Genomic DNA, 21,887 nt, shown 5'->3' on the forward strand with positions numbered 1-21,887 from the left:
CCGTCTATTTTACTGTGCTTGCCAGCCGCCGCCCAATGCCTGAATCAACGAAATCGCGGTGCTCTGGCGCTCGCCCTGCGCCTGCACCAGCGCGCGCCGCGCCGACAGCGCACTGGCCTGGGCCTGCACCACTTCGCTGTAGCCCACCTGCCCTGCCTTGTAACGGTTGAGCATCTGCGCCTCGACCTGGTCGGCCGACTCGGACGCCTGGCGCCGCAGCACCAGCTGCTGCGCCAGCACGCGCGTGGCGGAGAGCTGGTTTTCCACGTCGCCAAAGGCGTCGAGCACCGTCTGGCGGTAGCGCGCCACCGCCGCCTGCTGCCCCGCTTCGGCGCCGGCCACGCGGGCGCGCGTGGCGCCGGCGTCGAACAGGCTTTGCGCGGCGCTCAGGCCGAACGACCATAGCGCGCTCGAGGCGCTGAACAGGTCCGACACGCGGCTGCCCGCGTTGCCCACGGAACCAGTCAGGCCGATGTTCGGATAATAGGCCGAGCGCGCGATGCCGATCTGCTCATTGGCCGCCGCCACGCGCCGCTCGGCGGCGGCGATATCGGGCCGGCGCTGCAGCAGCGCCGACGGCACGCCGACCGGAATCTCGGGCACGAAGGCCTGCCACGGCGCGCTGGCCAGGGTGAAGTCGGCCGGCGCCTTGCCCAGCAAGATGGCGATAGCGTGCTCGAACTGGGCGCGCTGGCGCGCCAGCGACAAGGCGTCGATCCTGGTGTTCGCCAGTTGCGTCTGGGCCTGCAGCACGTCGGACTTGGTGGCGATGCCGGCGTCGAAGCGATTCTGCGTGATCTGCAGCACCCGCTGGTAGCCTTCGATGGTACTTGCCAGCAGCGCCGCCTGGGCGTCGGTCAGGCGCACCACAAAATAATTGGCCGCCAGTTCACCCTGGGCCGACAGGCGCGCCGATGCCAGGTCGGCGGCGCTGGCCTGGGCGCTGGCGCCGGCCGCGCTCACGCCGGCGCGCAGGCGGCCCCACAGATCGGGTTCCCAACTGGTGCCGATGTTGAGCCGATAGTGATTGTCGGCGCCGGCACCGCGCGTGCCCGAGCGCTCGCCGCTGGTACTGAGCGAGACGCTCGGGAACAGGCCGGCGCGCTGCTGCCGCACCAGTGCGCGCGCTTGCGCATACGAGGCCACGGCGGCGGCCACGTTCTGGTTCGACACGTCGACTTGCGCGGCCAGTTCATTCAGGACCGGATCGTTGAACAAGGTCCACCACGGGCCCCGCTCGAGCGCATCGGCCGGTGCGGCGGGCGACCAGCCCTGCGCTTCCTTGAATGCGGCCGGTTCTGGTGCGCCGGGCTTCACGTACGCCGGGCCGACGACGCAGCCGCCAAGCAGGAGGGCCGCCAGCGGTAAAAGACGGAGGAACTCAATTGCGCGCATAGGAATACTCATTGTGAATTAGGTGAGGCAGCTTTATCGGCGTGATGGCCGAACTGGCGGTCGGCCGGGCTGCGGCGGCGCAGCTTGTCCATCACGACGTAGACGACGGGCGTGGTAAGCAAGGTCAGGACCTGGCTCGCGATCAGGCCACCGATAATGGCGATGCCGAGCGGACGGCGCAGCTCCGAGCCTTCGCCAAAGCCGATCGCCAGCGGCAAGGCGCCCAGCGCCGCCGCCAGGGTGGTCATCAGGATCGGGCGGAAGCGCAGCAGGCAGGCTTCGCGCACCGCTTCCAGGGGCGCCAGGCCGCGCGTGCGCTCCGCTTCCAGCGCAAAGTCGATGATCAGGATCGCATTCTTCTTCACGATCCCGATCAGCAGAAACACCCCGATCAGGGCGATGATCGAAAACTCCATCTTGAACAGCAGCAGGGCCAGCACCGCGCCCACGCCGGCCGACGGCAAGGTCGAGAGCACGGTGATCGGGTGCACCAGGCTTTCGTACAGGATGCCGAGCACGATGTAGATGACGACGATGGCGGCCGCGATCAGCATCGGCTGCTCCTTGTTCGATTCGTCGGCCGCGCGCGCCGTTCCCTGGAAGCTGCCGCGCACATTGTTGGGCATGCCGATGTCGGCCTCGGCCTGCTTCACGGCCGCCTGGCCGTCGGCCAGGTTGCTGCCCTGCGCCAGGTTGAACGAGACGGTCGTGGCCAATTCGCCGTCCTGGTGGTTGACCGCGGTCGGGGTCGCGCTTTCGGCAAAGCTGGCAATCGCCGACAGCGGCACCATGGTGGTGGCCGCGCCGCTCAATGCCTGGCCGCTGGATGGATCGCGCGCGGCGGTGGTGTTGGCCGGCGTGGCCGCGCCGCCGGCGCTGGCGGTGCCGCGCGAGGGCACGTACACGTCGTTGAGCGCCTCGGGCGATTGCTGGTACTGCTTTGCCACGCCCATGATCACGCTGTACTGATTGAGTTCGTCATAGATGGTGGTGACCTGGCGCTGGCCGAAGGCGTTGTACAGCGCATTGTCGACATCGCGCGGGTTGATACCGAGGCGCGCGGCGCTGTCCTTGTCGATCTGGACGAACATCTCGACCCCGTTTTCGGCCTGGTCGGTATCGACATCGACCAGCGCGCCCTGGCGCTTCATGGCATCGGCCAGCTTGCCGGCCCACAGTTTAAGGTCGGCGCGGTTATCGCTCTTCAAGGTGTACTGGTAGGTCGAGTTGGATTGGCGCCCGCCCATGCGCAAGTCCTGCACCGGGTTGAGGAACATCGACACCCCGGTTACCCTGGCCAGTTGCGGGCGCAGGCGCGCGATCACCGCCTGGCCGCCATCGCTGCGTTCGGACACCGGTTTGAGGTTGATGAACATGAAGCCGCCGCCGGCGCGCGCGCCGCCGGTGAAGCCCACCACCGTCGCCACCGCCGGGTCGCGCCGGATGATGTCGACCAGCTGCTTCAATTTTGCCTGCATGGACTGGAACGAGATGCTCTGGTCGGCGCGCAGGCCGCCGCTGATCTGGCCCGTGTCCTGCTGCGGAAAGAAGCCCTTGGGCGCGGCGCTGAACAGGTAGACATTCAGGCCGATCACGAACACGAAAATGAGCATCACCAGCGCGATGCTGTCCAGTGCCCAGTCGAGCGAATGCTCGTAGGCCTTGTGAATGCGGTCGAAACCGCGCTCGGCCCAGCGCGCAAGACGGCCCGGCGGGCGCTCATGGCCGCCCGGCTTGAGCAGCCAGGCGCACATCATCGGCGTGGTGGTGAGCGAAATCACCAGCGAAATCATCACCGCCGCCGACAGGGTCACGGCGAATTCGCGGAACAGGCGGCCCACCTGCCCGCCCATGAACAGCAGCGGGATGAACACCGCCACCAGCGACAGGCTGATCGACAGCACCGTAAAGCCGACTTCGCGCGCACCCAACAGCGCCGCCTGCATGCGGTCCATGCCGTTTTCGATGTGGCGCGCGGTGTTTTCCAGCACCACGATGGCATCGTCGACCACGAAACCGGTGGCCACGGTCAGCGCCATCAAGGACAGGTTGTTCAGGGAAAAACCCAGCATATACATCACGCCGAAAGTGCCGAGCAGCGACACCACCGTGGCCACCGCCGGGATGATGGTCGCGCGCACGCTGCGCAGGAACAGGCTGACCACCAGCACCACCAGCAGGATGGAGATCATCAGGGTCAGTTCGATTTCAGCGAGCGACGAGCGGATCGAGTTGGTGCTGTCGGACGCCACTTCCAGCTTCACGTCCTGCGGCAGCTGCGCCTGTAGCGAGGGAATCAAGGCGCGCACGCCGTCCACCGTCTCGATGACGTTGGCGCCGGGCTGGCGCGTGACCAGCACGATCACCGCCGGCTGGCCGTTGAACAGGCCCAGGGTATTGACGTTTTCGACGCCATCGATCACGTCGGCCACGTCGTCAAGGCGCACGGCGGCGCCGTTGCGCCACGCGACCACCAGGCTGCGGTAGTCGGCCGCGCTGCGCCCGCCGGTGGCGGTGCTGGCCTGCGAGTAGATCTGCAGGCGCATGCCGTTGCCTTCGATCGCGCCCTTGGGCCGGTTGGCATTGGTCGACTGGATCGCGGCGCGCACGTCTTCGGTGGAAACGCCATAGCGGTTCAGCGCATACGGCAGCAGCTCGACGCGCACGGCCGGCAAGGAGCCGCCACCGATTTCCACGTCGCCCACGCCCTGTACCTGCGCCAGCTTTTGCTGCACCAGGTTCGAGACCGACTCGAAAATCTGGCCCGGCGACTTGGTCTTGGACGTCAGCGCCAGGATGATGATGGGCGCGTCGGAGGGATTGGCCTTGCGGTAGGTCGGGTTGCTCTTGAGGGTAGACGGCAGGTCGGCGCGCGCGGCGCTGATGGCCGCCTGCACCTCGCGCGCGGCCGAATCGATCTTGCGGTTCAAATCGAACTGCAGGCTCACGCGGGTCGAACCGCTGCCGCTCGACGAGGTCATTTCGTTCACGCCGGAGATCACGCCCAGGCGCCGCTCCAATGGCGTGGCCACGCTGGTCGACATGGTGTCCGGACTGGCGCCGGGCAGCGACGCGCTCACCGAAATGGTCGGAAAATCCACCTGCGGCAGCGGTGACACCGGCAGCACGAAGAAGGCACCGATGCCGGCCAGCGCGATGCCGAGCGTGAGCAGGACGGTGGCGATCGGTCGCCGGACGAATGGCTCGGACAGGTTCACTTGGCAACCCCGCCCGCATTGACGGCGCTGGCGTCCTTGCGCGGCCAGCGCCGCGCCAGGCTGTCGAAGCCGAGGTAAATCACCGGCGTCGTAAACAGCGTGAGCATCTGGCTGACGATCAGGCCACCGAAGATGGCCAGGCCCAGCGGGCGGCGCAATTCGGCGCCCTCGCCCCAGCCGAGCATGAGCGGCACCGCCGCGAACAGCGCGGCCAGGGTGGTCATTAGAATCGGGCGAAAGCGCAGCAGTGCGGCTTGACGGATCGCCTCGCGCGGGGCCATGCCCTGCTCCCGTTCCGCCTCGATGGCGAAGTCGATCATCATGATCGCGTTCTTCTTGACGATGCCGATCAGGAGGATGATGCCGATAATGCCGATCACGCCCAGATCCTGGCCGCTGATCATCAGCGCCAGCAGCGCACCCACGCCGGCCGACGGCAGGGTGGACAGGATCGTCAGCGGATGGATATAGCTTTCGTACAGCACCCCGAGCACAATGTAGACGCATACCACCGCCGCCAGGATGAGCCACAGCTGGTTCGACAGCGATGCCTGGTAGGCGCCCGCCGCACCGAGGAAGGTCATGCTGACCGACGCCGGCAACTTGATCTCCAGGGCGGCGGTGCGGATCGCCTCGACCGACTGGCCCAGGGAGACACCCGGCGCGGTGTCGAAGCCAATGGTGGTGGCCGGGTATTGCGCCACGTGGGTGATTTGCAGCGGCGCCGGCTGCTCGGTGATGTTGGCCACCGCCGACAGCGGCGTGGTCTTGCCGGAGACTGTCTTGATCGGCAACTGGCCCAGCGCGGCGATCGACATTTGCGCGTCGCGCTGCGCTTCCAGGATCACGCGGTACTGGTTGGTCTCCGTGAAGATGGTCGAGACGATACGCTGGCCGTAGGCGCTGTACAGGGCGTCGTCGATCGCGGCGGCCGTGACCGACAGGCGCGAGGCGGTATCGCGGTCGATGCTCACAAACGCCGAGACACCGGTGGCGCCGGCGTCGGTCACCACATTCGTTACCTGCCTGTTTTGCTGCAGGTGCTTGACCAGGGCGGCCGCCCACTGGCCGACGGTGGCGCTGTCGGCCCCTTCGAGCGAGACGCGGTACAAGGTCGGGCCGCTTTCGGCGTCGATGGTCAGGTCCTGGGTCGGTTGCAGGTACAGGGTAATGCCTGCCACCTCGGCCACGCGGCGGCGCAGGCGCTCCATGATCTCGGCCTGGCTGGAAGCCTTGTCGTGTTTCAGGTTGATCAGCATGCGCCCGGTGTGCAGCATGGTGTTGTTGGCCGCGTCGACGCCGACGTTGGAACTGAGCGACTCCACGTCGGGATCGGCCAGGATCGCCTTGCCCGCCGCCTGCTGCAGTTCGGCCATGCGGTCGTAGGAAATCGACTGGCGCATTTCCACCCTCGCCTGGAGCTGGCCGGTATCCTGGGTCGGGAACAGGCCCTTGGGAATCATCACATACAGCATGGCTGTGAGCGCCAGGGTGGCCAGCGCGACCAGCAAGGTCAGGCCCTGGCGCGCCAGCACCCACGTCAAGGCGTGGTCGTAGCGGACGATCACGCGCTCGAAAAAAAGCTGGGTGCGTTGCGCCACGCGTCCCGGCTTCTCCTCTTCATGGCTGCGCAGCCAGCGCGCCGACATCATCGGCACCAGGGTCAGCGACACCACGGCCGAAATCAGGATGGTGATCGCCAGGGTGATGGCGAACTCGCGGAACAGGCGCCCCACCACGTCGCCCATGAACAGCAGCGGAATGAGCACGGCAATCAGCGACACCGTCAGCGAAATGATGGTAAAGCCGATCTGCGCCGCGCCCTTGACGGCGGCCGCCATCGGCGTTTCGCCTTCCTCGATGTAGCGCGCGATGTTTTCGATCATGACGATTGCGTCGTCGACCACGAAGCCGGTGGCAATCGTCAGCGCCATGAGGGACAGGTTATTCAGGCTGTAGCCGAGCAGGTACATGGCGCCGCAGGTGCCGATCAGCGAGATCGGCACGGCCAGGCTGGCAATCACCGTGGCGCGCACGCTGTGCAGGAACGCAAAAATCACCAGCACCACCAGCGCCACGGCCAGCAGCAGTTCGAGTTCCACATGGGTGACCGATGCGCGGATGCCGGTGGTACGGTCCGACAGCACGTCGAGCCGCAGCGCGCCGGGCAGGCCCGCTTGCAGCTCGGGCAGGCGCGCCTTGATGGCGTCCACCGTGGCGATGACGTTGGCGCCGGGCTGGCGCTGCACGTTGAGGATGATGGCCGGCTTCATGTTGGCCCAGGCGCCCAGCTTGACGTTTTCGGCGCTGTCGACCACCTTGGCCACCTCCGACAGGCGCACCGGAGCGCCGTTGCGGTAGGCGACGATCAGTTTTTCGTAATCGGGCACGGTCAGCAGCTGGTCGTTGGCGTTGATCGCGTAAGAACGCGTGGGACCGTCGAAGTTGCCCTTGGCGCTGTTGGCGTTGGCGCCCGCGATGGCGCTGCGCAGGGTGTCCAGTCCAAGGCCGTGGCTGGCCAGGGCGCCGGTATCGGCCTGGATGCGCACCGCCGGCCGCTGCCCGCCGCTCAGGGTGACCAGGCCGACACCGGACACCTGGCTGATTTTCAGCGCCAGACGCGTATTGACCAGATTCTGCACTTCGGTCAGCGGCACCGTGTCCGAGGTAATGGCCAGGGTGAGTACCGGCGCGTCGGCCGGGTTGACCTTGGCGTACACCGGCGGCGCCGGCAGGTCGGCCGGCAGCAGCGAGCCGCCGGCATTGATCGCCGCCTGCACTTCCTGCTCGGCCACGTCGAGCGTTTGCCCCAGGCCGAACTGCAGGGTGACGATGGACACGCCGGAGGCACTGGTGGAACTCATGCGCTGCAGGCCGGACATCTGGCCGAAGCGGCGTTCCAGCGGCGCCGTGACGGTGCGCGCCATCACTTCGGGACTGGCGCCCGGGTACAAGGTCTGCACCTGGATGGTCGGGAAATCGACCTGCGGCAGCGCCGACAGCGGCAGGAACTTGAAGCCGACAAAGCCGGCCAGCACGATCGCCAGCATCAGCAGCGATGTGGCGACCGGGCGCTGGATAAACGGGGCGGATGGATTCATCGCCCGCCCTTCACACTGCGCGCGAGCGTCATTTCGGCGCTCCGTCGCGCTGGCGGCGACGCCCGCCACCGGCGCCGGCAGCCGGCTTGTCGGTCGGCAGGGTCACCCTGGCGCCATCCTTGAGGCGATCCGCGCCTTCGGTGATCACCTGCTCGCCGGCTTTCAGGCCGGTTTTCACTTCCACCTTGTCGACCGTGGCTTGGCCACGCGTGACGGGGCGCACCGCGACCGTGCGCCCGGCCGGATTGAGCACATAGACAAAGTCGCCCGTACCGCCGTGGCGCAGCGCGGTCACCGGCACCACCACCGCATCCTTGATGGTGCGCAGCTCCAGGCGCAGGTTGACGAACTGGCTGGGGAATAGCGCCTGGTCGTCGTTGGCGAAGCGCGCCTTGGCGCGCACGGTGCCGGTCTGCACGTCGACCTGGTTGTCGAGTGCCTTGAATTCGCCCTTGGCGAGCGCGCTGGTGCGGGTGCGGTCGAACGCGGTGGCGGCCAGGCTGGCGCCGTCGCGGATACGCCCTTGCAGGTCCGGCACGCGGTCTTGCGGCACCGCGAATTCGACATCGATGGGCGAGAGCTGGGTGATGACGGCGATGCCGTTGGTGTCGCCGCTGCCGACCAGGTTGCCCATGTCGATCACGCGCAGGCCGACCCGGCCCGTGATCGGCGCCTTGACCTGGGTGTAGCTCAGGTTCAGGCGCGCCACGCCTTCGGCCGCGCGGTCGGTCATGGCGGTGCCTTGCATCTGCTTGACCAAGGCAGCCTGGGTATCGACTTCCTGGCGCGCGATCGAGTCCTGCGCGAGCAGGGTGCGGTAGCGCTCCAGCGTGACCCTGGCGCTATCGAGCTGCGCTTCGTTGCGTTGGCGCGTGCCGGACGCCTGCATCAGCGCCATCTCGAACGGGCGCGGATCGATGGTGGCCATCACCTGCCCGGCCTTGACCAGCTGCCCTTCGCTGAAGTGGATTTTTTGCAGGATGCCGGATACCTGCGGGCGCACCGTGGCCGTGGCGGCTGCGGTGACGGTGCCGAGGGCGTCGAGAATCACCGGGATATCGGTGCGCTCGGCGGTGGCCACGCCGACCGTGGTCGCCATGCCGCCGCCGCGTCCACCACGGCCGCCGCCACCGCCGCCACCACCACCACCGGGACCACCGGGGCCGGACGCCGCGCCCGGCGCGCCGCCAGGACCGCCGGCGGGGCTCTGGTGGGTCAGGTACCAGGCCAGGCCGCCCAGTCCGGCCATGGCGAGCACGGCGATCGCGCTACCGATGAACTTGGCGCGACGGCTGCGCCGTGGCTGGGAAGGTGATGGGCTCATGCTTTTCCTTGTCTTGAGTGCAACGATTATTGAAGGAACTCTAGCACGGACCAGGCGCGCGGCATGTTTCGGGGGACACCGCAGCGGGCCCCCGGACGGGGCGATTCATGCACGGTAAGGACATGCGCAAGCCGCCGCCCGGCACGAATGCCTGGCGGACGATGGCTTGTCATAGGGAGAGGAGCTAGCGCGGGCGACTTTGTAACAGGCTACATGGCGTTACAAAATCGCTACAAATCGATGGTGCGGCGCGGATGGGCGGGACCTGCCCATCCGCGTACGGCGGCACGCTGTCAGGGCGCCGTGCACATGCAGTGCGTGATTGCCGAGAACGGCTTGCGGGCTTGGGTCATGTCGGACAGCCAGCCCAGTTCCTTGCTCACTTCAGCCACGGCGCTCGACGGCAGGCCGGTCGGCATCAGGCCCAGTTTGACCTCGATGTTGACCGCTTGCGCGGCGCTCGCGCCGAACATGGTCAGCACGCGTTCGAACGGCGGGATATCGCGCTCGATATACGCCACGCGGTAACCGTCGGCCAGCTTGGCGCGCCTGGCGGCCGATTTGAGCGCGTCGGTGTAGCTGCCGATGGTGTCGACCAGGCCGCGTTCCTTGGCCTGCACGCCGGTCCATACGCGGCCCTGCCCCACTTCGTCGATCTTGGGCTGGGTGGTCTTGCGCGCCGCGGCGGCCTTGGTGGTGAAGTCGCTGTAGATGTGGTTCACGCTGCTCTGGATCAGCTGGGCGAAGCGCGGGTCGAGCGGACGCATTGGATTGTAGGCGTCGGCCAGCCAGGTAGTGGTCACACCGGCGCTGTGGATGCCCAGTTTATCGACCACTTTTTCGGCCGTCGGCAGGATCGCGAACACGCCGATCGAACCGGTGATGGTGGCGCGGTCGGCGAACACTTCGTCGGACGCCATCGAAATCCAGTAGCCGCCCGATGCCGCCACGCTGCCCATCGACACCACCACCGGCTTGCCGGCGGCGCGGGTCAGTTCCAGCTCGCGCCGAATCAGTTCCGAACCGAAGGCGCTGCCGCCTGGCGAATCGACGCGCAGCACGACCGCCTTGATCTGCTTGTCCTCGCGCGCCTTGCGGATCAGGTTCGCGGTGGACAGGCCGCCGATGGCGCCCGCCGGCGCGTTGCCGTCGCTGATTTCACCGGCCGCCACGATCACGCCGACGCCGTCGCCCATCAGGGCCGGACGCATGCGCATCAGGTACTCGTCGAACGCGACCTGGCGAAAACTCTTGCCATCGTCGTCCGGGGCGCCGCGCGCGATCATCATGGCGCGAATTTCGTCGCGCGTTTTCAGGCCGTCGACCAGCTTGCTGGTCAGGGACAGCTTGCCGGTGTCGCCGCCCGCTTCTTCCATCAGGGCAGGCAGGTTCGCGATGCGCTGCGCAATCCAGCCGGCCGGCAGTTTGCGGTTCTTCTCGACGTCGGCGGTGTAGCCGGCCCACAGGGCGTTGTAGAGGAAGGCGTCGGCTTCGGCGGCCGCCGGCGACGGGCCGTTGCCGATGTACGGCTCGGCGAAGCTCTTGTAGGTACCGACCTTCATCAGGTTGACGGTGACGCCGACCTTGTCGAGCGCGTCGCGGTAGTAGTTGCGGTAACGGCCGAAGCCTTCGATCATGACCGCGCCCATCGGATGCAGATAGACCTGGCTGGCGTGCGAGGCGAGGCTGTACTGGCGCTGGTCGAAGGAGCTGCCCCAGGCGATGACGGGTTTGCCCGACGCCTTGACTCTCTCGATGGCCAGTCCGACTTCATTGAGCATGGCCAGGCCGGCGCCATCCATCTGGTCGAGCAGCAGCAGCACGCTGCTGATCTGCGGGTCCTTGGCCGCGTTATCGAGCACGGTGAGCACGTCGCGCAGCTGCACCGACTTGCGTACTTCGCCGGCGCCGACGTTGGCCATGAGCGCCTCGCGCACGTTGCCGCTGTGCTGCTCGACCAGACTGCCTTTGATTTCGACCACGAGCGCGGTTTTTTTTGCGATCGGCTTGATGCCGCCGCCGAAAATGGCCATCAGCAGAACCACGACGATGACCAGGAACAGCACGTTGAGCACGCCCCGGCGCGTGCTGTCGACCGCTCTCCAGAACACGCCGAAACCGCGGCGAAAGGAAGACAAGGGTTTGAATGACATCGGTACTCCGGCAGAAAATGAGGGGGTTGGTAAAGGCTAAACGTCTACTGTAAGCGAAATCGCCGGGTCCCGTCCGAAAATGCGGGGCGCGCCAGGGGCGGAAATTGCCCACAAGCCGGCAAACACCAATATGCCATTAATCATGAGCAACTCAAGCCCGAGGCGATAACTTCCCAACAGCAATGTTTGATTATATTCAAGGAAAGCGCACATGAGCGGGCCGCCGACGGCCGCCAGCGGCACCCAGCGGTCCCTGAGCACGCGCCGGGTCAGGATGCCGAAGGCGAACAGGCCAAGCAGCGGGCCGTAGGTGTAGCTGGCCACTTTCAGGATCACGCCGATCATGCTGGGACTGTCGACCCATTTGAAGGCCATCACCAGCACCAGGAACAGCAGCGCAAAACCGAGGTGGATTCGCTGGCGCCAGCGTACCTTGTCCCGCTCCGTCAGGTCTTGGCGGCGGGTCAGGCCAAGCAGGTCGATGCAGACCGTGGAGGTGAGCGCGGTGATGGCGCCGTCGGCGCTGGGGAACAGGGCCGAGATCAGCGCGATCAGGAAGACGATCTGCAGCGCCACCGGCAAGTGCCCCATGACGATGGCGGGGAACAGCTTGTCGCCGCTGGCGGCCACGCCTGCCAGCGGCGCGTACAGGTGCAGCAGGCCGCCCAGGAACATGAACAGCGACAGCACCACGACCAGGATCGCGGTGAGGCTGAGCAGGTTCTTTTGGGAGTCGCCCAGGGTCTTGACGGAGATCGTCTTTTGCATCATCTCTTGGTCCATGCCGGTCATGGTGAGGACGATGAAGGCGCCGGCCACGATTTGCTTGAGGTAGAAATTGGGGCTGTCGAACGAGGTGGTGAACACCCGCGCCAGGCCGCGCTCCTGCATCTGGGCCAGGCTCTGGCCGACCGACAGGTCCATCTGGCCGAGCAGGATGGCGATGCAGGCGAGCAGCCCGGCCAGCATGCAGCCCGTTTGCAGGGTATCGGTCCAGACGATGGTCTTCACGCCGCCCTGGTAGGTGTACATCAGGATCATGGCCAGGATCACCAGGGTGGTGAGCCAGAACGGCACACTAAGGCTGTCGAGGATGATGGCCTGCAAAATATTCACCACCAGGTACAGGCGCGCGGTGGCGCCCAACAGGCGCGAAAGGATGAAGAAGGAAGCGCCGCTCTGGTAGGCGCGCCGGCCGAGGCGCTGGTTCAGGTAATCGTAGATCGAGGTCAGTTTCAGGCGGTAGTACAGCGGCAGCAGGATGAACGCGACCGCGATGTAGCCGATCACGTAGCCGATCAGGATCTGCATGTAGCCGAAGCCGTCGCGTCCCACCGCGCCGGGCACGCTGATGAAGGTCACGCCGGACAGGGTGGTGCCGACCATGCCAAAGGCGACCAGCTTCCAGTTGCTGCTTTTATCACCGATGTAGAAGCTGTCGTTGGTGGCGTTGCGCGAGGTGGCCCAGGCTACGCCGAGCAGCAGGGCGAAGTAGGCGATGAGGATGCAAAGAAGTAAAGCCGGGGACATGGGATTTTCATGGAATGATCGAACCGGCAGCAATATACACCCAGCCGCGCCCGAGCATCGGACGCGGGCGCTTTACGGCATGGCCTCAACTGCGGGGAATCAGCTCGACGATGTTGGCCCGCACCTGAGCGCCATCGACCAGCAGTTCGGCCGCGCTGACGGGCAGGCTGAATCGGCGCGGGCCGGCGCTGCCGGGGTTCAGGTACAGCAGCGGGCCGCGCTGCTCGGCCAGCGGCCGGTGCGAGTGCCCGTACACCACTACCCTGACATCAGCGGGCAGCGCGGCCGCATCGAGATCGGCGATGTCGTGCAGCGCGTACAGGCGCACCGCGCCCACGGCAAGCATGGCGCTGTGCGGCACGGCGGCAGCCCAATCGCCCTTGTCGTTATTGCCGCGCACGACCGTCAGGGGCGCGATCGCGGCCAGTTCTGCCAGGATGGCGGCGTTGCCGATGTCGCCGCCATGGACGATAAAGTCGCTACCGGCGAGAAAAGCCAGGGCCTCGGGGCGCAGCAGGCCATGCGTGTCCGAAATGACGCCGATGCGCAGCAATCAGGCCCCCTTCCCCGCGACGCGGCGGAATGGGCCGATGCAGGCAGCGAACGACTCGGCGGCGCACATCACGAACAAGGAGCCGGACGGATGAAAACGAATGAAATTGGTGCCCGTGGCGCCGGTTTTCATGACCTTGCCCGCGCAATCGGGCTTGCCATTGACTTTGACGTTCTTGTCGACCAGCTTGTAGAAGCCGGCGGCGCTGGGCTTGGCGGGAATCTCGAACGTGCTTTCGGAGATCTCGGCCGCGCTGATCACGAGCGTGGTGCCGTCGCCGCGGAAGCGGTAGGTTTCGGAGCAGTGGCCGTCGGGCAGGGTCAGCTTCCAGACGCCGAGGATGGGATGGCTGGCCACCAGCGGTTCCCCGTGGACGGCGGACGCGAGCACGGCCAGTGACAGCGCAAGGGCGGTGAGCATACGCATGGCAGTCTTCCTTTTCGGGCGATCATGGCGACAGCTTGAAGTTTGCACCATTTTGCGATTGCGTGCAGAAGGCGGGATGTGATGCGCGGCGCGTGAAAGCGGCCATGCATACCAGATCGAGAATGTGACTTGAGAATCTGACGGGGACAGGGATGCTGGTGGGCGGTGGATTGACAAGGTCATCCACCGCCGAAGCACGTGGGAGCATGGCGCCCCCGCGCTGGTGCGGATTACTTGCTCTTCGCCGGCGCCTTCGGCTTGGCCGGACGGCGGCTGCGCGGGATCGCCTTGCGGGCTGGCTTGGCGGAGGCTTCCTCGCCGGCCGGCAGCTCAAGCGCCACCGGTTCGGGTTCCGGTTCCGGTTCCGGCTCTGGCGCCACGTCGGCCTGCTTGGCCGCCTTTTTCGCCGCAGGCTTGCGCGCGGGGCGGCGTTTTTCCTGAACTGGCGGCGCCAAGGTCACTTCCGCTTCGGACGGCTGCTCCTCTTCCTCGATCTGCGGGACCGGGTCGTACCAGGCCGGAGCGGCTGCAACCGGCTCCGCCGCTTCGGCGACGCTGGCCTCGGCCACCGGCTCGTTGCGGTTGCGGCCTCCGCGGCCACGACGGCGCGACGACTCGGGAACCACCGGCGCCGCATCCGGCGTTTCCGGCTGCGGGTCGTACCAAGCCGGCACGCTCGCTACCGGCTCGGCGTCCAGCGCTTGCGCGACGTCTTCCTCCGCCTCCAGCACCTCCGGCGCGGCCGCTTCGACCGTGTCGTTGCGGTTGCGTCCACCGCGACCGCGGCCGCGACGCGACGATTCCGGCTTGGCCGCCGCTTCTTCGCTTACCTCGGCTGCCTCGGGCGCGTCCTGCACGGCCGGCGCTTGCAGCTCCACCGCGTGCGCATGGTTGTTGTTGGCGGCATTGCTGCTGCGGTAAACGTAGGCGCCGGATTTTTCGTCACGGCCGAATTCGAGCATGCCACGGTTCTGCGCTTCTTCCAGCAGGTTGCCGAAGGTACGGAAGCCGTAGTAGGTTTCGTTGAAATCGGGACGGCGGCGCTTGAGCGTGTCTTTCAACAGCGACGCCCAGATCTTGCCGCTGTCGCCGCGCTCGGACACCAGCGCATCGAACATTTCGACCACCAGGTCGATCGCCTGCGCCTTGCGCGCTTCGAGTTCTTCCTTGCGGCGGTTGCCTTCATCGGGCGAGCGCTTCGGCTGCGGCTGCACCTTGCGCTCGTCGCGCTTGGCGGCCGCGCGCTTGACTTCGCGCACCAGGTCATCGTAGAAAATGAATTCGTCGCAGTTCGCCACCAGCAGGTCCGAGGTGGACTGCTTCACGCCCACGCCGATCACCTGCTTGGCGTTTTCGCGCAGCTTGGAAACGAGCGGCGAAAAATCGGAGTCGCCGCTGATGATGACGAAGGTGTTGACGTGCGATTTGGTGTAGCACAGGTCGAGCGCATCGACCACCAGGCGGATGTCGGCCGAGTTCTTGCCGGACTGGCGCACATGGGGAATCTCGATCAGCTCGAAGTTCGCTTCATGCATGGTGGCCTTGAAGCCCTTGTAGCGCTCCCAGTCGCAGTACGCCTTCTTGACCACGATGCTGCCCTTGAGCAGAAGCCGTTCGAGGACCGGCTTGATATCGAATTTTTCGTAGTTCGCGTCGCGCACGCCGAGTGCGACGTTCTCGAAGTCGCAAAACACCGCCATGCTGATATTGTCTGAGGATGAAGCCATAGGATCTGTTCTCTAATGATGGTTTTGCCAAGCTGATCTTGGATTATACGCAACAACCCGATATGGGCAATTACTGCCAGCTGTCGGGTGTGGCGCGCGCGCTGTAGCCGGAGACGAAGCGGATGGCCGCGCCGGTGGACGGGTCGTACACATGGCGCTCCACGCGGCCGATGTCGGCGCCGTACACATGGATGCTGACCGAGACCGCCCCCGGGCTGGCATTCGATACGCGGTGGATATCGCCCACGCGCGGCGACACGATGTCGATGGCGCCCGCCGCCAGATGGTGCTCGCCGAGGGCCGCCAGCGGGCCGGCCCCCGAGGCAGGCGCGAACTCCTCGCACCGTTCGGCGCCGCGCAGCACGCCGACCATGCCCCAGACGGTGTGGTCGTGCACCGGCGTGGCCTGGCCGGGGCCCCACACGAAACTGACCACCGAGAAGCGTTCGAGCGGGTCGCAATGAAGCAGGTATTGCTGATAGCGGTCGGGGTGAGGCTGGGCGAAGGCGGACGGCAGCCAATCGTCATGCGTGACCAGATCGGCGAGCAGCACCCTGCCCTGCTCAAGCATGCGGGTTTCGTCGTGCGCCGCCGCATCGGCAAGGCTGGTAAAGGCGTGCACGAAGTCGCGCAGGCGGGCGGGATTGTTCATCGCTTCAGCTCCATGGTGTTCCTTCGCGCAGGGCGGGTGCAGCGAATATAACATTGTCCTTGCGCTTGACGCGACCGGGCGCCGCTGTCACACTTCGGTTTCCATTCACTTCCACAGGAGACTACACCATGCAAACGAATGATATTGCCCTCCTGTCGGCTGCCTGATCCCGCCACAACCCGCCTGCCTGCTGTACTTCCTGACTGAGCATCGTGTGTTGATGCGCGCCTGATCGCGCGCCGACCTCCGTTTTCCTTTGCCTGCGTGCTGTTGCGCGCGGCTTGTGCCCGCGCGCGTCGCGGGCTTGACGAATCCGGGAACACCTTCTCACCATGATCCACATCGATTTTGAATCACTGCGCACTATCGGGCTGACGCAATCGGTCGCCAGCCAACTGGCCACCATCAACGAACTGGCCGAGGGCACGCGCCTGGCGCGCGTCACCGAAATCCACCGCGACTGGGCCATCATCCACGACGGCGCCTTGGAGTCGCGCGCGCGCTCGCTCAACAGGCTGGTCCAGTCGCTGCAGGCCGGCGACACTGCGCTGGCCGTGGGCGACTGGGTACTGGTCGAAACCCACGCCCACGACGAACAATGGCTGTCCGAACGGCTGCCGCCGGTCACCCACCTCGCGCGCCGCACCAGCGACGGGCGCCGCCAGTCACTGGCCAGCAACGTCGACACCGCGCTGCTGGTCATGGGCCTGGACCACGACTTCAACCTGCGCCGGCTCGAACGCTACCTGGCGCTGGCCGAATCGTCCGGCGTCGAGCCGGTGGTGGTGCTGACCAAGGCCGATATCGGCGTTGACGTCGAGGACCGCATGCGCCAGCTCACGGAGCGCCTGCCGCGCCGGGTGCAGGCGTTCGCACTCAACGCCCTGGGCGATGAACCTGCGCGCGTGCTGGCACCCTGGCTGGCGCCGGGGCAGACGCTGATCCTGCTCGGCACCTCCGGCGCGGGCAAGTCGACCCTGACCAATGCGCTGTCATCGAGCAGCCAGGAAACCGGCGGCGTGCGGCGCGGCGACAACCGCGGGCGCCACACCACCACCGCGCGTTCGCTGCACCAGTGCCCTAGCGGCGCCTGCATCATCGACACTCCCGGCCTGCGCTCGTGGCAGCCGGACGCCGACGAGGAAGCGCTGGCGGCCAGCTTCGATGACATTGGCGAACTGGCGCGGCATTGCCAGTTCCGCGATTGTGCGCATGAAGAAGAACCCGGCTGCGCGGTGCGCGGCGCGGTCGATCCGGACCGTTTGCTGAACTACCGCAAGCTGCTGCGCGATGCCCGCCGCAGCCAGCAAACGCCGCTGGAGCGCATCGCCGACCGCAACAAGTGGAAGGTGATCATCAAGGCGCATCACGCCAAGGAACGGCAACGCTAAGGTGTCTGCCTAAGGTATCTGCGGCCCGACCCGCTGCTCGACTTTGGCACGCTCGATGAAACGGTCGACGTCTTCGTCGAGCAGCAGGCCCTGGTCGCGCAGCGCCCTGGCGGCGAGCGCCACCGCCTTGGCGTATTCCAGCCGCGTCGGGTAGCGCTGCGACAGCGCGCGGCGCGGATCGCCGGGGCGCGGCAAGGCCGCCAACGGCACCGACAAGCCATTGAGGCCGCATAACTGGCCTTCCGCAAAGCCGCCACGGCGCAGGTTCCAGCCGGCGTAGGTGGCCAGCGGCACCTCCACATCGGGCAGGCGGATGCCTGCGATATCGTGGCCGTCCACATCGGCCATCGGCACCAGCACCTGATAGCGCTTGTCCGCCGCCGGCTTGGGCGGCAGGCCGGCGTAATCGACCACCGTCAACTCGTTCAACCCTTCCGGATAGCTCACGCCGAGCGCGCGCAGGTCGGGAAAGCCGACCGCATCGCGCTGCGGCGCCACCAGCATGGCGTTGCCGATGCGCGGATAGCGGCTATCCGGCGGCTCCTTGCCGCCGTGCGCCCACGCCACCAGATGATCGAGCAGCACGCGCACGGCAGGCCCCTGCTGCGCCGTATTATTGGTCCATTTGCAGACGCCGACCGTCGCCCGGTTCGCCGTCATGTGCTGGGTCGACGCCATCAGATAGGCGCGCACGCCGGCCGGTAGCGGGATATCCTTGCCGGCGCCGTCGCTCACCACCAGCGAGGCGCGCCCCTGCCAGAATTCGGTGCTGCTGTCGACGTGCATCAGCTTCGGGCAGCTGGCGTTGGCCTGGCAGCGCGCGAAGATGCCGTCGGTGGCGCCGCTCACCGGATCGGTGGTGACCGCGTAACTGAACGGGAACTGGTCGCCGTAGCTCCAGTGGTTCAGGTGCTGGGTGGAGTAGCGTTCCGGCCGGCCGAAGCGGCGGTTGACGAAGCTCTTGCGGCTGCCGGCGATGAGCGGCATTGCGCCGTCGAACACCTTGCCGCCGCGCGGATCGGCGTTGAAACCCTGCCAGATCAGGTCCCGCAGAAAGCGCCCCGACTGCGACACGCCCATGGCCAGGGTGACGTCCGGTTTGATGTCGGCCAGCGGATTGGGCTGGCCGGCGCCGTCGGTCAGGCCGGATTTGAGGTGGCTGGCGACGTCGCGCAGCGCCGCCATGCCCAGGCCCATCACCACCGGGTCGACCGCCTCGTACTGGAACTGGTAGACCGCGCCGGCGTCGAACCCGCGCGGGCGGGTGATTTCGATCCGCGTGGGACTCGCGTAATGCCACGCGCTGGCCGGCAGGATCGAAGGCGCGGCGGTAGCGTGGGCGCGCACGCTCAGCACCGCCCCCGCCTGGCCGGTGGACGCCGCCGGATATGCCAGGTCGATGACGCCGGTGGGTTTGATGTCGTCGAAGATCTTCTCTTCGACACTCTGGCCGGTGATCGGCTGGCCGTCCGCGCGCGCGATGGGAAAGGCGGTTCCGGCCACGTCGCCGTTGGCCGCGATGGCGATATCGCCCTGCCAGCCGATCCACGCCAAGGTATGCCCGCGCCGCATCAGGAAGCCGTTGCCCGTGTCGCTTGCGCCAGCCTCGTTGACCATCTGGAGCGCCAGTTTGCCGCCACGGTTGGGAATGTCGAGCAGGAGCACGCGCGAAGCACGCGCCGGGTCGCGCGGACGCAGGACGATCACGTCGGTGTCGTATTTGACCCAGCCGCCGGTGGTGGGCGCCTTGTCGAGGTCGACGATGGCGCGGTTGGCCGGGTGACGCGGGTCGATGCGCATGTGCGCGACGGCGACGATTTTCTCGTAGGCGCCGGCGTCGTCGAAGACCTTGCCGTCAAAGGCGGGGCCGCGGCTGACGATTTCCAGGCGCTCGACTTGCGCGGCCGGGGAGCCCAGGCCGCCGGGCGCGGCGCAGGAGGCCAGCAGGGTGAGCGTGAGAAGGCAGGACAGACGGCGCAGGCAGGTCAATTGTTGGCTCCTTGTGATGAGCCAGACGATAGCATGACAGGCAGTGTCAGGCAAAGACTAGCGGGCGGTGGGCCGCCGCGCCGGCGCTCACGCCGTCGGCGGCGCGGCGGCCCAGGTGGCGTTGTGCCACATGCGCGCCGCGTCGTCGCCGGCGGCGAACACGCCGGGCACGCCGGTTTGCTGGAACTCATTGGTGCGCACGTATAGTCCGGGCGGGCCTTCCTCGACCACGAGGCGGCGCGGTTTTTGCTAAAGTAGCGGCATCATGAAACCAGAACACCTCCAGCTGCTGCTGACCCGTGAAATGCCGTACGGTAAATACAAAGGCCGTGTCATCGCCGACCTGCCCGGCCACTATCTTGGCTGGTTCGCGCGCGAAGGTTTTCCGCGCGGCGAGATCGGCGAGTTGCTCGCGCTGATGTACGAACTCGATCACAACGACTTGCGCAGCCTGCTCGATCCCTTGCGCGGACGCCGCTGATCCGTACCTTGGCGCTCAGGAGACGGGCGCCCCGTGCCGGCGCGCCTGATGGGCGCCTGCCGCCTCGACCACGCGCCGGAAAAACGTGAGCAGTTCAGGCACATGGGCGTCGAAGGTGAACTGCGCGCGCTGCGACCACGCCTGTTCGCGCAGCGCATCCATGCGTGGGCGGTCGCGCAGCAAGGCGCCCAGGTGGGCGATCGAATCGTAGAACAGGCCAGTGCCGAGCCGGCGCGACAGCGACTGCGTGGCGACGATGGCGCCTTCGTTATTGCGCTGGATCATGGGCAGGCCGGCCGCCGCCAGGGTCGCCATGCGCGCCGGATAATTCAGGTCGTCCCAGTTGGCGCGCCGCAGTTCGCCCCCATTCGTGCTGGCGAAGGCGTGCAGCCAGCCGGCATCGTAGCGCGAGAATTCTTCCACCCAGCGCGACTGGTCGACATTGGCGTGCAGGTGCAGATGGCGTGGCGCGAGCTTGCGCGCATCGGCTATCCATTGGCGCCACTGGCCCTGCGTGAAGTCGCCGTAGAAATGCAGATGGATGCCCTGGGCGGCCAGTTCGCCCACGGTGTGGGGATGCAGGCCGATGGGACGGCCCGGAACCACGGTGTGGCATTCGCCCTCGCCCACGGCGGACAGCAAGGGTGTGCGCGCCTCGCCAAACCAGCTCGCCTTGGGCAGGTCGCCATCGAGCACATGGCAGGGCTTGGACGTGGACAAACCCGGCAACACGGTATCGAACCAGTCGCGCATTTCCGGGCTGCTGAAGATGCAGCCATCGGCCAGTTCGAACAGCTCCAGCAGTTGCGGCCACGTGCCTTTTTCGAGACAGATGAAGGGGCCTTCCTTGAAGTGCCACACGAAGGGCACGCCCGGCGGGGCCAGCATCAGCTGGTGGCAAAACGGCACCGCCTGCCAATTGAGCTGGGCGTGGATGACGTCCGGCCGCAGTTGCGCGACCGCCTCGCGCCAGCGGCCGAAGGGCAGCTCGCGCACATGCCCGAACGGCAGCGGCCCGACCGTGTTGTACCAGTACGGCGCGCGCATCCACAGTCCGTGCAAGGTGTGGCCGCGCTCTTCCAGCGCCAGCACGCGGTCGGCGTTGTAGGCCAGTTCGCCGGCCAGCAGGATGTTCAAGCCATCGGCCGCCGCCGGCGTGGGCGGCCGCGCGCGCATGGCGCGGTACTGCGCCACCTCGTCGATCAGGTTGCCGACGGTGGTGTGAAAGCGCAGCGGCTCGCGCACCCGGTAATGCTGGCGGAACGGGTTGATGCCGCCCTCCGGTTCCTGCATCAGCTTGTGGCGCTGGGCCGGGTGGCTGGTCCATTCGCAGGTGACCCGGCCGCTGCCGGTGAACGATCCTTGCGTGCGCAGGCGCGACCAGAACAGGCGTTCGAGGTCGTCCGATTCGAGCTCGTCGCGGTCGGCCCAGCGCAGCTCGCTCCTGCGGTACATGCACTGGACCAGCTGCAGCGCGGTGCCGGGGATCAGGCCATCGGCCTCGCGGTTGTAATGGTGGCGCGCACCGGCGTAAGCAAGCGCGGCGCCGGGATGGGCGTGCAAGGTCGCGCACAGCGAGGCCAGATGGTCGCGGTAGAACACATCGTCGCTGGGCAGGCAGGCGATCAGCGGCGCGCGCGCCAGGTCCAGCGCGCAGTTCAGGGCGTTGCCCAGGCCCGTGTTATGCGGCAGGCGCCGGTAGCGTATGCGCGGATCAGGCAGGAAGCTTGCGACCACGCCGCCCGTGTCGTCGGGCGAGCCGTCGTCGATGACGATGGCTTCCCAGGCGTCAAGGGATTGGGCCAGCAGGCTGTCGAGCGCGCGCCGGATGAAGTGGCACTGGCCGTAGGTCGGCATCAGCACACTGACCTGCGGTTCGGTGGGGAAAGGGGTAGTCACGGCGAACTCTTCAAAGGGTGGTTGACCTGAGAAGGAAGCATGCGCGGA

Annotated in this window: 15 protein-coding genes; 2 read left to right on the forward strand and 13 right to left on the reverse strand. The window is 66.8% G+C overall.

What is annotated here, in order from left to right; genetic code table 11:
* Positions 1 to 9 precede the first annotated feature (9 nt).
* From IV454_RS30395 to IV454_RS30440, 10 genes are all read right to left on the reverse strand, one after another.
* Positions 10 to 1,395 (reverse strand): efflux transporter outer membrane subunit, encoded by a 1,386-nt coding sequence (locus IV454_RS30395; RefSeq protein WP_229521928.1) that lies wholly within the window; start codon positions 1,393 to 1,395, stop codon positions 10 to 12.
* Between the two features lie 8 nt (positions 1,396 to 1,403).
* A complete protein-coding gene (locus IV454_RS30400; protein WP_206089333.1) occupies positions 1,404 to 4,613 on the reverse strand; it encodes an efflux RND transporter permease subunit in 3,210 nt (1,069 codons plus the stop codon).
* Positions 4,610 to 7,714, reverse strand: a complete 3,105-nt coding sequence (locus IV454_RS30405; protein ID WP_206089334.1) for an efflux RND transporter permease subunit — start codon at positions 7,712 to 7,714, stop codon at positions 4,610 to 4,612. Before IV454_RS30405 ends, IV454_RS30400 begins: the two co-directional genes overlap by 4 nt.
* 28 nt (positions 7,715 to 7,742) lie before the next feature.
* Positions 7,743 to 9,038, reverse strand: coding sequence for an efflux RND transporter periplasmic adaptor subunit (locus IV454_RS30410; protein WP_206089335.1), 1,296 nt, complete (start codon positions 9,036 to 9,038; stop codon positions 7,743 to 7,745).
* 293 nt (positions 9,039 to 9,331) lie between these two features.
* A complete protein-coding gene (gene sppA / locus IV454_RS30415; protein ID WP_206089336.1) occupies positions 9,332 to 11,191 on the reverse strand; it encodes a signal peptide peptidase SppA in 1,860 nt (619 codons plus the stop codon).
* 36 nt (positions 11,192 to 11,227) lie between these two features.
* The gene (locus IV454_RS30420) at positions 11,228 to 12,721 is read right to left on the reverse strand and encodes a sodium:solute symporter (protein ID WP_206089337.1); all 1,494 of its coding nucleotides are present in this window, start codon (positions 12,719 to 12,721) and stop codon (positions 11,228 to 11,230) included.
* Positions 12,722 to 12,806: 85 nt separating this feature from the next.
* On the reverse strand, positions 12,807 to 13,274 hold the full coding sequence (locus tag IV454_RS30425; protein ID WP_206089338.1) for a metallophosphoesterase family protein: 468 nt from the start codon (positions 13,272 to 13,274) through the stop codon (positions 12,807 to 12,809).
* The gene (locus IV454_RS30430) at positions 13,275 to 13,700 is read right to left on the reverse strand and encodes a hypothetical protein (RefSeq protein WP_229521930.1); all 426 of its coding nucleotides are present in this window, start codon (positions 13,698 to 13,700) and stop codon (positions 13,275 to 13,277) included. It abuts the gene before it with no gap.
* A gap of 230 nt (positions 13,701 to 13,930) precedes the next feature.
* Positions 13,931 to 15,427, reverse strand: coding sequence for an NYN domain-containing protein (locus tag IV454_RS30435; RefSeq protein WP_206089339.1), 1,497 nt, complete (start codon positions 15,425 to 15,427; stop codon positions 13,931 to 13,933).
* A 70-nt stretch (positions 15,428 to 15,497) separates the two neighbouring features.
* Positions 15,498 to 16,079 (reverse strand): cysteine dioxygenase family protein, encoded by a 582-nt coding sequence (locus IV454_RS30440; protein ID WP_206089340.1) that lies wholly within the window; start codon positions 16,077 to 16,079, stop codon positions 15,498 to 15,500.
* Between the two features lie 332 nt (positions 16,080 to 16,411).
* Here IV454_RS30440 and rsgA point away from each other — a divergent pair, with 332 nt between their 5' ends.
* Positions 16,412 to 17,470 carry a ribosome small subunit-dependent GTPase A gene (rsgA, locus tag IV454_RS30445; protein ID WP_206089341.1) on the forward strand — a complete coding sequence of 353 codons (1,059 nt, stop codon included), beginning with the start codon at positions 16,412 to 16,414 and terminating at the stop codon, positions 17,468 to 17,470.
* A 9-nt stretch (positions 17,471 to 17,479) separates the two neighbouring features.
* Here rsgA and IV454_RS30450 read toward each other — a convergent pair whose 3' ends face one another.
* Entirely contained in the window at positions 17,480 to 19,459 is a 1,980-nt protein-coding gene (locus tag IV454_RS30450; RefSeq protein ID WP_206089342.1) for an alpha/beta hydrolase domain-containing protein, read from the reverse strand.
* Positions 19,460 to 19,546: 87 nt separating this feature from the next.
* Positions 19,547 to 19,660, reverse strand: a complete 114-nt coding sequence (locus IV454_RS33200) for an NAD(P)/FAD-dependent oxidoreductase (RefSeq protein ID WP_229521931.1) — start codon at positions 19,658 to 19,660, stop codon at positions 19,547 to 19,549.
* Between the two features lie 64 nt (positions 19,661 to 19,724).
* Here IV454_RS33200 and IV454_RS30455 point away from each other — a divergent pair, with 64 nt between their 5' ends.
* Complete coding sequence (locus tag IV454_RS30455; protein ID WP_054263608.1) at positions 19,725 to 19,940, forward strand: DUF3820 family protein; 216 nt, start codon at positions 19,725 to 19,727, stop codon at positions 19,938 to 19,940.
* 15 nt (positions 19,941 to 19,955) lie between these two features.
* Here IV454_RS30455 and IV454_RS30460 read toward each other — a convergent pair whose 3' ends face one another.
* On the reverse strand, positions 19,956 to 21,839 hold the full coding sequence (locus IV454_RS30460) for a glycosyltransferase (protein WP_229521933.1): 1,884 nt from the start codon (positions 21,837 to 21,839) through the stop codon (positions 19,956 to 19,958).
* Positions 21,840 to 21,887: the final 48 nt, after the last annotated feature.

Source organism: Massilia antarctica, from assembly GCF_015689335.1.
GTDB classification, from domain to species: domain Bacteria; phylum Pseudomonadota; class Gammaproteobacteria; order Burkholderiales; family Burkholderiaceae_D; genus Telluria_A; species Telluria_A antarctica.